Raw genomic sequence first — 12,131 nt, 5'->3', positions numbered from 1 at the left:
AACAGATTATATTAAAAAAAGAGGAAAAATGCAATATAACTGGGGAAAATCTCAACCACTCAGTGATAAAAAAAGAATCCTTTTTCAAGGATTCATGTCTGTTTACCAACCAGTTCTGTAAGCAGTTCATATTTTTTCAGGGTTCTTTCAAACACCTCATCAAAAACGTCCGGCACAGAGGCACGTATCACCTCAGCTTCCTCTCCCGTTATTCCGCCTTTGGTTGCGACACGTTCCAGCGTCTCCTCGAAAGACATATTTTTTTCGATCAGCAGCTTGCCAGTTCCGTATAGCGAATGAATCAGAAAATCAAAGGCTTCTTCTTTGGACAGGCTGCTGTTTCTGACGGCAGACAGTGCCAGCTCTTCAAAGATTGCAGCTATGAATCCCGGTGCCGAGCTCGTTAAATTGCTGGCCGCATCAACATTCGATTCTTTGATTTCTCGTACACGGCTGAAAACCGATAACAATTCATTCAGATGCTCTTTCTTCTCCGCAGCCAGTGCTTCACTGTGAACGACAAGTGAGATGCCAGCTTCTGCTTCGGACGTAATGGCAGGAATAACACGTGAGATACCCGCTTCTGTTTCTGCCTCCAAAAGACGCAGCGGCACACCGGCAGCTATGGATACGATGTGAGTATTTCTGTTCACATACGGGTGCAGACGGCGCATTGTTTCGATGACATGGAGCGGCGGGACGCATATCAAAATCAATTGGCACGTATTTGCCCAATTCTCCAACGGATCAGCCGATACGTTTGGATAATCTGACATGAGTGCCCGCAGCCGCTCCCCCTTCGTTCTCGTCTCAATAAATAGCTCATTCTCTTTTATTTGATCATGTTTCAACAGCTGTCTGGCGATCATATCCGCCATGCTGCCATATCCAATCAATCCAATCTGTTCCATCGACTCAGTCCTTTCATATACAATATGAAGTGTACCGTTTTCCGCACTTTTTCACAATTTCCCATAATCTTTTCATTTTTATCCCACAGTTTTTGTTTATGATAAACTCAAGTCATAAACCTATCAATATAAATAGACATGTGAAAATAGAGAAACGGAGTGAACATGATGGATAACTATCGTGATGAAAACAGAACGAAAGGTAATGAGAATGAGGTCTTTTTAACGAAAGAGAACGATCAGAGCGCCTCCTACTCGGCCCGCAATGTCATTCATGATCAGGAGAAGAAAAAACGAGGATTCGGATGGTTCAGACCGTTGCTTGGCGGAGTGATCGGCGGCAGTCTTGCCCTTGGCATCTATACGTTTACACCGCTTGGCGACCATGATTCTCAGGACACTGCAAAACAATCATCCAGCCAGCAGCAAACGCAATCTGTTACAGCAACAAGCACCTCCTCTGAATCTAAAAAAAGCTCATCAAGCTCAAGCAGCTCATCTGCATTCAAGAGCGAGGACTCTTCTAAAATCTCAGATATGGTAGAAGACCTTTCACCAGCGATTGTCGGTATTACAAATCTTCAGGCACAATCAAACAGCTCTTTGTTCGGCTCTAGTTCTTCTGATTCCAGCGAAGATACAGAAAGCGGTTCAGGGTCAGGTGTCATTTTCAAAAAAGAGAATGGCAAGGCTTATATCATTACAAATAACCACGTCGTAGAAGGGGCATCATCACTGAAGGTATCTTTATATGACGGCACTGAGGTTACTGCAAAGCTGGTAGGCAGTGACTCGTTAACTGATTTAGCCGTCCTCCAAATCAGTGATGACCACGTCACAAAAGTGGCAAACTTCGGTGATTCATCTGATCTCAGAACAGGCGAGACCGTTATTGCGATTGGGGATCCGCTTGGAAAAGATCTGTCCCGCACAGTAACACAAGGAATTGTAAGCGGCGTGGACAGAACGGTTTCAATGTCTACATCAGCCGGCGAAACGAGCATTAACGTCATTCAGACAGACGCAGCAATTAACCCCGGTAACAGCGGCGGTCCTTTGTTAAATACAGACGGCAAAATTGTCGGCATTAACAGTATGAAAATCAGTGAGGATGATGTTGAGGGTATCGGATTTGCCATTCCAAGCAATGACGTAAAACCGATTGCTGAAGAACTGCTGTCAAAAGGTCAAATTGAACGTCCATATATCGGTGTCAGCATGCTTGATCTAGAACAAGTGCCGCAAAATTACCAAGAAGGCACACTCGGCCTGTTCGGCAGCCAGCTGAATAAAGGTGTTTACATCCGTGAAGTCGCTTCAGGCTCTCCTGCTGAAAAGGCCGGATTAAAAGCAGAGGATATTATCATCGGCCTAAAAGGTAAAGAAATTGATACAGGCAGTGAATTGCGCAATATCTTATATAAAGACGCAAAGATCGGTGATACCGTTGAAGTGAAAATTCTCAGAAACGGCAAAGAAATGACGAAAAAAATTAAACTGGATCAAAAAGAAGAGAAAACTTCGTAAGACATAACGCCTCAGGCCGCAAAAGCGGTCTGAGGCTTTTTATTAGATAAAAGACCTAATTGCTCTATGAAACTTTCAGACGAGATATCCGTATATCATACAGATTGACATCATTCTCATCAGATGCTAGAAACATCGTTTACCAGGAGGCATGAACATGAAAACCGTTGGACTGAGTATGATCTGCGCAGGATTGGCTTTTCTTTTGCTGAGCTTTCTTCTCTCTGAATCGACGTTGACGTGGGGAATTGTATTGGGTACCAGTATTCTATTAAACATAACTGGTACGGCTCTAATCATGCGTTTCTTAAAAGCCCCCCAATCTAACAGCTGACATGCAGCAAAGCCGATGACGAAATCTTTAAGTTTTGCTGTTTTTATTTCAGCATGACTGAACCGCAGTACAAGCTCACAATCTCTTCTTTACCCAATTTCCATATATCTATCAGCATCTTTTGCTTTAGATCGTGCTCAGAGCATAAAAACCCCCTGTCCGTAACGGACAGGGGGTTTGAGGTTATGACATATGCTGGTCTCTATAGAGTCTTTTATTTTTAATTCCATACGATTTTTGGACGATGTAAAGCGGCCTGTCTTTGGCTTCATCGTAGATTCTGCCGATATATTCGCCGATCACGCCCAAAATCAGAAGGACAATGCCGCTGAACAGGAGTTGGATCACAATAAGTGATGACCAGCCGGTAATCGTGCTGTCTGTGAATAGCTTCAGATACAGCACGATAAACATATACAGAAATCCAGCACCTGACATTAAAATCCCCGCATAGCTTGCCAGCTTCAGCGGTTTATGTGAAAATGTCGTGATGCCGTCCATTGACAGCTTCAACATTTTCTTGAGCGGGTACTTTGTTTCTCCGGCGAGCCTTTCATCACGTACATACTCGACCGCTGTCTGTTTAAAGCCCACCCAGCTGACTAGCCCTCTTACAAATGGATTTTTTTCTTTTAATCTCTTCATTTCATCACAGACTTTTCTGTCCATGAGGCGAAAATCCCCCGTATCAACCGGGATATCAATATCTGTCATACCGCTGAGAAGCCGGTAAAACATAGCCGCGGTTTGTTTTTTGAAAAAGGTTTCCCCTTTTCGTTTAGTCCGCACGGCGTACACGACCTCATAGCCTTCCTTCCACTTTTCAATCATATCTAAAATCAGTTCAGGAGGATCCTGCAAATCGGCGTCAATGACGACGATTGCATTCCCCTGTGCATAATCCATACCCGCCGTAATGGCGATCTGGTGTCCAAAATTCCTTGAAAAATCAATAATTTTCACTCTCGGATCGATCAGGCTGCGCTCTCTTAAAATCTCAATACTGCGGTCTTTGCTGCCATCATTGACAAAAAGCAGCTCGTAGTTTTCCTTCGTTTGATCCATGACCTCTTTTAAGCGCTGATAGGTTTCATGAATGACAAGCTCTTCGTTATACACAGGTACAACAATTGAATATTGAATATGTCTGCTCATGTTTTTGCCTCCTATTCATCAGCATGTAATTCGTATAATGTTGCTGACTGATTCATTCCGCCAGGTCCGCCCATTTTGCCTTTTTCACCTGAAGCCTTGCTGCTTGATGTATCAGCTGAATCAGTATTTTCTGTTTTTTGATCAGAACTTGATTGCCATTTTTCTGATGTTACTTCTTTTCCATTTTTCTCAACCCATTCAACAATGTCATTGTTTCCGCCTCTTCCCATTCCAGAAGCCAAGAAGTATTTCACTTTTCCTTCTTTTACAAGCTTTTTGAATTGAGTCAGCGTGATAGCCGGGTCAGAACCGCTGAATCCGCCAATAGCCATGACAGCTTTTTTCGTTTTAATAATATATGGCGCCGCTGTGTTCGAATCGGTTGTGGCGAATAAGTATTCAGCTCCGGAGTTATTCTTTTCCAGATATTTGATCAGTTTTTCATTTACAGCGGCATCAGACATTCCCATGCCTTTTCCGCTCATTGATGCGAGCTGAGGGCCTGTTTCAGGCTGTGAGCTGTTGCCTCCGTACAGAAGCGGTGTACTTGCCCAATAAATCGGCATCACCAGCAATGCGAGGAGAGCTGCAAGTGAAACATAATAACTGAACGGTTTTTGGCGCTGTTTAAACAGCAGCAAAGCAATCGCTGACAACACGCCGATAACACCTACACCGATGCTCCAGCCTGCACCGATTTGATCGTTGTAGTTTCTGAGAATAAACAATTCAAATCCAGTTGTCGCAATAATTGATCCCGGCAAAAGCCATGCTTTCCAGCCTGTCTGATTGCGATACAGATGAACAAGGGCAACCCATCCCGCACCGACAAGAGCCGCAATCGGCGGTGCCAGCATGATGAGATAATAATGATGGAAAAATTCTGCGACACTGAAGAATCCGGCAATCGGTACAAGCCACGCAACCCAGAACACCGTTTCCTTCTGCTCTATAGATAATCTTCTTCTTTCTCTCGCGCCAGCGATCAGTAAGCCCAAGATTCCAAATATTGCAAATGGCAGAAGCCAGCTGATTTGATCAGATAACTCTTGTTGGAAAAGCCGCAGTGGACCAGGTGTTCCCGTTCCAAACATCCCTGAACCCGATTGCATTTTCGAACCGGTTCCTGTACCGCCTTTCCCGCCGGGTCCGCCTCGGCCGCCATCTCCGCCGCTTGGAGGGCCTTCTTGACCGCCGCTTGGCATTTGGCCATTGGATGGAGGCGCCGCCATATTGCCATTTGAAGATTTGTCATCATTTGATGAGCTGCTGCTTGATGACTGATTAGGCGGTGCTTGAGTGTTATCAGAAGAAGACATTTCTTTTGAAGCGTCTTTGTTTGGTGCACCCTGGCCGCCGCCGGAATTTTGGCCTGTCAGCCGCTGAATCCCGTTATATCCGAAAGCCAATTCCAAAACAGAGTTGGTCTGGCTGCTTCCGATATAAGGCCGCTTGCTTGCAGGGATATTGTCGACAATGAGCGGCCACGATAACGAAACAGCTGCTAATACAGCTAACGCACTTACCAGCGAAATGATTTTTTTCTTCATCGCGGCATTTGCCGCAATCAAATAGAACAATAGGAAGGCCGGTAAAATCATGTAAGCCTGAAGCATTTTTGTATTGAAACCTACTCCAACAACGAAAAACGCCGCTAACAGCCAGATCATTTTTCCTTTTCTGATCGCTTTAAAGAGAAGCCATGTAGCCAGCAATAAGAAAAATACAAGTAATGCATCAACATTGTTTGTACGTGCCACAGCTACAGCTATCGGCGTACATGCCATAACAAATGAGGCAATGCGCGCCGCCGTTTTTCCGAATGTCGGTTTTATCAGCAAGTACATCAGAAGGACTGAACCTATACCCGCCAATGCCTGAGGCAGAATGACGCTCCACCCGTGCATACCGAATATCAGTGCGCTGATCGTTTGGATTTGGTATGTAACAGGCGGTTTATCCACTGTTATAAAGCCGGCAGCATCGAACGAAGCATAAAAGAAATTATGAAAGCTTTGCATCATACTTGTGACTGCAGCGGTGTAATAAGGATTCACCGTATCATCATTCCAGATGTTATAGATATTTAAGAATGCAGATGCGAGCAAAATGAGGATGAGGAAAATATCCAGCTCGCGTTTTTTCTTTTCCACGTGTTTTTCACTCCTTTTTGTCTAACTTGGAAATAGTGTAACAAGCAAATATGAATAAACTATTAATAAACAAAGACAATATTTTTGCCGAGGTCATTTCATGCCAATCATCCATTTCCCTTAACCGGAACCCGATACTTCCTTCCCATTGAGCGATGCTGCTTCAGCAAAATAAAAAAGCCTTCCGGCATACCGGAAGGCAAACGAATTACAATTTTATTGGATCGGTTTCAATTTTTCTTCAATTTCAGCTCTTCGATGCTCAAGATACGGCGGAAGAGCGATCGTTTGGCCAAGCTCATCAAGATTTTCATCTACCATAAAGCCCGGTCCGTCCGTTGATAACTCGAACAAAATGCCGTTCGGTTCTCTGAAATACAGCGCCTTGAAATAGTAGCGCTCCACAATGCCGGAATTGCTAAAGCCTTCCCGGCTGATGATCCGGTGCCACCCGGCAAGTTCTTCTTCATCTCTTACCCGAAATGCGACGTGGTGAACACTTCCTTTGCCTTGACGCTCGCGCGGAAGATCGTTTCTTTCTATTAAATGGATTTCCGTTGCAGCACCGCCTTCTCCTGATTCCAGAATAACGGCAGTTCCTTGCCCTTCGACTGGTTCACGGCTGATTTCTGTAAATCCAAGAATATTCGTCAATACGTGTAAGGTTGGTTCAGCATATGGCACAGTCAGTTCAACCGGCCCTAACCCGCGAAACGAAAATTCTTCCGGAATGCCGCTCTGCTTAACAGGCAGACCATATCCTTTTCCTTCCTCATCAGCAGTCAGCACAAGTCGCTGCCCTTCATGATCTTGAAATGCCAATATGTCACGTCCGGCTCTTTTGGAGATGCCGCTGTGCGTTACTTGCTGCTCTTCAAAACGTTCTTTCCAGTAATGCAGGGCTTCTGTGCTTGGAACGCGCAATCCAATAGAAGAAATACTGTTTGTTCCCGCATGAAACGGTGCAATGCGGGGAATCTCGAAAAACGTCAGCTCAGTTCCCGGGTTTGCCACTTCATCTCCGTAGAATAGATGGTACATTGTCGGTTCATCCTGATTGACGGATTTTTTGACGAGCTTTAATCCTAATACTTTCTTATAGAAATCCAAGTTTTTTTGTGCATCGGCCGTTAATGCCGATACGTGGTGAATGCCGTTAACTTTCATATGCTGTCCCTCCAGGTTATTTTATCTCGATTTCGAGATATTATATCATAGTTGTATATTTATTGTTCTAATAACAAAGTATTTTATTCGCATGAGAAAGTCAACATATCAGCTTCACCGAAGGTTCGTTCATTCTCTGAATTCTCACCTCCCCTCCGTACCGGCTAAAATCCCAACGCAGAAAACACGAACTTTACAAATAAAAATCATGAAGTTTATTCGTTTATAGATCGTTAAAACAGGTATTTCCACAGTTTTATCTGCTGTACACAAAGCAAATTTCGAAAATCAGAAAATTTATTTTATTTCACTTTTCTAAAATAGGGTTTACAATATGAAAAAATAGATTCTTCAACATGAAGCTTCAACATCATAGGAGGTTAAGGACATGCATACTGAAGACAACGGTTTAAAAAAAGAGATAGGCCTCTTGTTTGCCCTTACTCTTGTCATCGGAACCATTATCGGTTCTGGTGTTTTTATGAAGCCCGGCGCTGTGCTTGCTTATTCAGGTGATTCAAAAACGGCGCTTTTCGCCTGGCTGTTAGGCGGTATTTTAACACTGGCGGGCGGTTTGACAATCGCGGAAATCGGAACGCAGATTCCAAAAACCGGCGGTCTTTATACGTACCTTGAAGAAGTGTACGGCGAGTTTTGGGGATTTTTGTGCGGCTGGGTGCAGATTATTATTTACGGCCCGGCGATTATTGGCGCGCTGGGTTTATATTTTGGATCTTTAATGGCGAATCTTTTCGGCTGGGGATCTGGACTATCAAAAGTCATTGGAATTATAGCAGTTCTCTTTTTATGCGTCATTAATATTATCGGTACAAAATACGGCGGTTTTGTCCAAACGCTGACAACGATTGGAAAACTGATTCCGATTGCCTGCATCATCATCTTTGGCCTTTGGAAAGGCGATCAGCACATCTTCACAGCAGTAAACGAAAGCATTTCCGATATGAACTTCGGGGCGGCTATTTTAGCTACATTGTTTGCTTATGACGGTTGGATTCTCCTTGCCGCTCTCGGCGGAGAAATGAAAAATCCCGAAAAGCTGCTGCCACGCGCTATGACGGGCGGATTATTAATTGTAACGGCGATCTATATTTTCATTAATTTTGCATTGCTTCACATCCTGTCAGCGAACGAAATTGTCACGCTTGGTGAAAATGCGACAAGCACCGCTGCAACCATGCTGTTCGGTTCAATTGGCGGAAAGCTGATCAGTGTAGGGATTATCGTCAGCATCTTTGGGTGCTTAAATGGAAAGGTGCTTTCTTTCCCGCGTGTTTCATTTGCAATGGCGGAACGCAAACAGCTTCCATTTGCTGAAAAACTGTCACATGTACACCCGTCGTTCCGTACACCATGGATTGCGATTTCTTTTCAAATTGCTTTGGCTTTGATTATGATGCTGATCAGCAACCCTGATAAGCTCTCAGAAATCTCTATTTTCATGATCTACATTTTTTATGTGATGGCCTTTTTTGCAGTGTTTATTCTCCGCAAGCGAGCAAAGGGAGAAAAGCGCGCCTACAGTGTTCCGCTTTATCCATTTATGCCAATTCTGGCAATCGCGGGCTCCTTCTTTGTGTTAGGCAGCACACTCATTACAGATACAATGAGCTGCGGATTATCCATTCTCATCGGCCTTGCCGGACTGCCTGTTTATTACGGGATGAAAAAACGAAAAGCAAGCTGATAAAACGGTTCCCTTGTTTAGGGAACCATTTTTTGGTGAAACAGAAGATAAAAGTTGACAGGAAAAACACAACTTTTGATATACTTTTTACGTTAAGCAGAAAGTTTTTGCAAACTTGGGTCGTTTTTTTAAAGCGAAGTAGGTCAAAATAAGGAGACACGATTTATCAAAAAAGTCAAGATACGTTTTTTTCGACTTTACCTGTTTTTTTTCGACAAAAGGCTATATAATAATTTGATGTGTGCATTGTTCATTCAAACTATGGAGGGTTTTTAATGATAAGAAGAAAAAAAGATAAGTTCTCACTCCTTTTAACAGAAATTGCAAAGAACATAGACGAAACTGCAGAATATTTTGTGAATTTTAAGGTCACTAACCAAACGACGCTTAAAGAATTTGCAGATACGTTAAAGGAATATGAAACAAAAGGTGACAATCATGTTCATGTCATGATTAAAGAGCTTAACAAAGCGTTCATCACTCCTATTGAGCGCGAAGATATCCTTCAGCTGACAAACAGCTTGGATGATGTGCTTGACGGAATCGAACATTTCTCTGCCATGATGGAGATTTTCTCAATTACTTCATCAGACGAGCATATCGATAAATTCAGCGGATACATCAGAGAATGTGCGAAAGAGATTTTGATTACGATCGAGCTGCTGGCAGAAAATCGCTTAAAGGATATTCAGCCTCACGCAATCAAAATTAAAGAGTATGAGCACAGCTGTGACAACTTGCACAGAAAATCATTAAAGAATCTTTTCGGAAATGAAACAGACCCAATCAAAGTCATTCAATATCGTGAAATTTACGAAACGCTTGAAGAAATCGCCGACTCTTGTCAAAGTGTTGCCAATAATCTTGAAACCATCATTATGAAAAACGCGTAACGAGGGGTAAAAATGGATATTCTATTAATATTAACGATACTAATAGTCATTTGTGCTCTGGCGTTTGATTTCATCAACGGGTTTCATGATACGGCAAACGCAATTGCGACTTCAGTATCAACAAAAGCGTTGAAACCGCGCCATGCCATTATATTGGCGGCTGTGATGAACTTTGTCGGAGCAATGACGTTTACAGGTGTTGCCAAAACCATTACGAAAGACATCGTAGATCCTTATACGCTGGAAAATGGCTCTGTTGTCATTTTGGCTGCGCTACTCGCTGCAATTGCCTGGAACCTTATCACATGGTACTACGGTATCCCAAGCAGCTCATCCCATGCCATCATCGGCGCTATTGCCGGTGCAGCCATTGCGGCAGCCGGATTTGCAGCGTTAAACTATAAGGGCTTCATTAAAATCATTGAAGCACTGATCCTATCACCAATTATTGCCTTTGTCCTTGGTTTTATTCTTTATAGCATCGTTAAGCTGATTTTCAAAGACAGCAACTTGGCGAAAACGAATAAGCAATTCCGCAGAGTGCAGATTGTAACAGCTGCCCTGCAATCGTATACACACGGAACAAACGATGCGCAAAAAGCAATGGGAATTATCACAATGGCTCTCATCACAGCGAATTTACATACTTCTGCTAATGATATTCCTACCTGGGTGCAATTCGCCTGCGCGACAGCCATGGGTCTCGGAACATCAATCGGCGGCTGGAAAATCATCAAAACCGTTGGCGGAAAGATCATGAAAATCCGTCCGGTAAACGGTGTTTCCGCTGACTTAACCGGAGCAGCCATTATTTTCGGTGCCACGTTTATTCATTTGCCGGTCAGTACAACCCACGTCATTTCTTCATCAATTCTTGGCGTCGGTGCGTCACACCGGGTAAAAGGCGTAAACTGGGGTACGGCCAAGCGAATGCTCATTACATGGGTCATCACGCTTCCGATTTCAGCTACGCTTGGTGCCATCGCCTACTTTATTTTAAATATGATATTTTAATGTCACACCGCTTCTGTCAAAGGAGCGGTTTTTTTGATGGAACAGGAAAACCATCCGGATCTCTCGAATACAATAAGCAGAACCTATTTCAGATGTGAGGGATTCGAATATGGTTTTATTCTTTCAGATCATGGTCTGGTGCATCGTGGCCGGACTGGGGTTATACGTGTATGCCACGTGGCGTTTCGAAGCGAAGGTCAAAGAAAAAATATCCGCCATCCGGAAAACTTGGTATTTGCTGTTTGTTCTGGGCGCTATGGTATACTGGACATATGAGCCCACTTCCCTATTTACCCACTGGGAACGGTATCTCATTGTCGCAGTCAGTTTTGCTTTGATTGATGCTTTTATCTTCTTAAGTGCATACGTCAAAAAACTGGCCGGCAGCGAGCTTGAAACAGACACAAGAGAAATTCTTGAAGAAAACAACGAAATGCTCCACATGTACCTCAATCGGCTGAAAACATACCAATACCTATTGAAAAACGAACCGATCCATGTTTATTATGGAAGTATAGATGCTTATGCTGAAGGCATTGATAAGCTGCTGAAAACCTATGCTGATAAAATGAACTTAACGGCCTCTCTTTGCCACTATTCGACACAGGCTGATAAAGACCGGTTAACCGAGCATATGGATGATCCGGCAGATGTACAAACACGGCTCGATCGAAAGGATGTTTATTACGACCAATACGGAAAAGTGGTTCTCATCCCTTTTACCATCGAGACACAGAATTATGTCATCAAGCTGACGTCTGACAGCATTGTCACGGAATTTGATTATTTGCTATTTACGTCATTAACGAGCATATATGATTTGGTGCTGCCAATTGAGGAGGAAGGTGAAGGATAATGGAACGTGCGTTTCAAAACAGATGCGAGCCCAGAGCGGCGAAGCCGTTTAAAATCCTGAAAAAACGTTCAACCACCAGTGTCGCAAGCTATCAAGTCAGTCCGCATACAGCAAGAATCTTCAAAGAAAACGAACGGCTGATTGACGAGTATAAACGAAAAAAAGCATGATCACACTAAAAGGACAAGGGAAAACAGCTCTTGTCCTTATTCCTTTTCTTAAAGGGTTACATATAATAAATACAAACAGAGGATAATGTCAGGTGATACAGTGAAAAAATTGGTGAGGCGTGTGAAGTTTGTTGATTACGGAAGGTTTGGGCTTTCCGGGTACTCGCTTCGGGTGAGGGAGCGCAGTGCTGGAATTATTAAAAAGTTGAAGAAGAAAAAATAAATCCCGGAGCGGCTCCGGGATTT

General features: G+C 43.4%; 11 protein-coding genes and 1 pseudogene. 7 read left to right on the top strand and 5 right to left on the bottom strand.

Features of this window, described 5'->3' with window-relative positions; translation table 11 throughout:
• Positions 1 to 92: 92 nt before the first annotated feature.
• Positions 93 to 911: a pyrroline-5-carboxylate reductase ProG gene (gene proG, locus AC0OMA_RS07210; RefSeq protein WP_474222006.1), complete on the bottom strand. Its 819-nt coding sequence runs from the start codon at positions 909 to 911 to the stop codon at positions 93 to 95.
• A gap of 168 nt (positions 912 to 1,079) precedes the next feature.
• Here proG and htrA point away from each other — a divergent pair, with 168 nt between their 5' ends.
• On the top strand, positions 1,080 to 2,438 hold the full coding sequence (gene htrA, locus AC0OMA_RS07205; protein WP_041344803.1) for a serine protease HtrA: 1,359 nt from the start codon (positions 1,080 to 1,082) through the stop codon (positions 2,436 to 2,438).
• Positions 2,439 to 2,955: 517 nt separating this feature from the next.
• Here htrA and AC0OMA_RS07200 read toward each other — a convergent pair.
• From AC0OMA_RS07200 to AC0OMA_RS07185, 4 genes and pseudogenes are all read right to left on the bottom strand, one after another.
• Positions 2,956 to 3,927, bottom strand: coding sequence for a glycosyltransferase family 2 protein (locus AC0OMA_RS07200; RefSeq protein WP_181218963.1), 972 nt, complete (start codon positions 3,925 to 3,927; stop codon positions 2,956 to 2,958).
• An 11-nt stretch (positions 3,928 to 3,938) separates the two neighbouring features.
• Entirely contained in the window at positions 3,939 to 6,080 is a 2,142-nt protein-coding gene (locus AC0OMA_RS07195; protein WP_474222005.1) for a glycosyltransferase family 39 protein, read from the bottom strand.
• A 7-nt stretch (positions 6,081 to 6,087) separates the two neighbouring features.
• A pseudogene (locus AC0OMA_RS07190) lies at positions 6,088 to 6,195 on the bottom strand (hypothetical protein); the annotation flags it as partial.
• Between the two features lie 101 nt (positions 6,196 to 6,296).
• A complete protein-coding gene (locus AC0OMA_RS07185) occupies positions 6,297 to 7,247 on the bottom strand; it encodes a ring-cleaving dioxygenase (RefSeq protein WP_015383451.1) in 951 nt (316 codons plus the stop codon).
• 388 nt (positions 7,248 to 7,635) lie between these two features.
• Between AC0OMA_RS07185 and steT the strand changes: the two genes are divergently transcribed.
• From steT to spoIISC, 6 genes are all read left to right on the top strand, one after another.
• Positions 7,636 to 8,952, top strand: a complete 1,317-nt coding sequence (steT, locus tag AC0OMA_RS07180) for a serine/threonine exchanger (RefSeq protein WP_041850924.1) — start codon at positions 7,636 to 7,638, stop codon at positions 8,950 to 8,952.
• 275 nt (positions 8,953 to 9,227) lie between these two features.
• Positions 9,228 to 9,845: a DUF47 domain-containing protein gene (locus AC0OMA_RS07175; protein WP_003218470.1), complete on the top strand. Its 618-nt coding sequence runs from the start codon at positions 9,228 to 9,230 to the stop codon at positions 9,843 to 9,845.
• Positions 9,846 to 9,857: 12 nt separating this feature from the next.
• Positions 9,858 to 10,859 carry an inorganic phosphate transporter gene (locus AC0OMA_RS07170; protein ID WP_003232642.1) on the top strand — a complete coding sequence of 334 codons (1,002 nt, stop codon included), beginning with the start codon at positions 9,858 to 9,860 and terminating at the stop codon, positions 10,857 to 10,859.
• 109 nt (positions 10,860 to 10,968) lie between these two features.
• Positions 10,969 to 11,715 carry a toxin-antitoxin-antitoxin system toxin SpoIISA gene (gene spoIISA / locus AC0OMA_RS07165; RefSeq protein ID WP_047182497.1) on the top strand — a complete coding sequence of 249 codons (747 nt, stop codon included), beginning with the start codon at positions 10,969 to 10,971 and terminating at the stop codon, positions 11,713 to 11,715.
• A complete protein-coding gene (gene spoIISB, locus AC0OMA_RS07160) occupies positions 11,715 to 11,885 on the top strand; it encodes a three component toxin-antitoxin-antitoxin system antitoxin SpoIISB (RefSeq protein WP_003232646.1) in 171 nt (56 codons plus the stop codon). The genes spoIISA and spoIISB overlap by 1 nt, the downstream gene beginning before the upstream one ends.
• 85 nt (positions 11,886 to 11,970) lie before the next feature.
• Positions 11,971 to 12,108, top strand: coding sequence for a three component toxin-antitoxin-antitoxin system antitoxin SpoIISC (gene spoIISC / locus AC0OMA_RS07155; RefSeq protein WP_003232648.1), 138 nt, complete (start codon positions 11,971 to 11,973; stop codon positions 12,106 to 12,108).
• Positions 12,109 to 12,131 lie beyond the last annotated feature (23 nt).

The sequence above is a fragment of the Bacillus sp. AMCV2 genome (assembly GCF_056033925.1).
This window is presented reverse-complemented; position numbering and strand designations above follow the sequence as displayed.

What these genes read in the sequence shown, in the direction of transcription:
- proG (WP_474222006.1), bottom strand. Translation starts at nt 911, where the DNA reads ATGGAACAGATTGGATTGATTGGATATGGCAGCATGGCGGATATGATC.
- htrA (WP_041344803.1), top strand. Translation starts at nt 1,080, where the DNA reads ATGGATAACTATCGTGATGAAAACAGAACGAAAGGTAATGAGAATGAG.
- AC0OMA_RS07200 (WP_181218963.1), bottom strand. Translation starts at nt 3,927, where the DNA reads ATGAGCAGACATATTCAATATTCAATTGTTGTACCTGTGTATAACGAA.
- AC0OMA_RS07185 (WP_015383451.1), bottom strand. Translation starts at nt 7,247, where the DNA reads ATGAAAGTTAACGGCATTCACCACGTATCGGCATTAACGGCCGATGCA.
- steT (WP_041850924.1), top strand. Translation starts at nt 7,636, where the DNA reads ATGCATACTGAAGACAACGGTTTAAAAAAAGAGATAGGCCTCTTGTTT.
- AC0OMA_RS07175 (WP_003218470.1), top strand. Translation starts at nt 9,228, where the DNA reads ATGATAAGAAGAAAAAAAGATAAGTTCTCACTCCTTTTAACAGAAATT.
- AC0OMA_RS07170 (WP_003232642.1), top strand. Translation starts at nt 9,858, where the DNA reads ATGGATATTCTATTAATATTAACGATACTAATAGTCATTTGTGCTCTG.
- spoIISA (WP_047182497.1), top strand. Translation starts at nt 10,969, where the DNA reads ATGGTTTTATTCTTTCAGATCATGGTCTGGTGCATCGTGGCCGGACTG.
- spoIISB (WP_003232646.1), top strand. Translation starts at nt 11,715, where the DNA reads ATGGAACGTGCGTTTCAAAACAGATGCGAGCCCAGAGCGGCGAAGCCG.
- spoIISC (WP_003232648.1), top strand. Translation starts at nt 11,971, where the DNA reads ATGTCAGGTGATACAGTGAAAAAATTGGTGAGGCGTGTGAAGTTTGTT.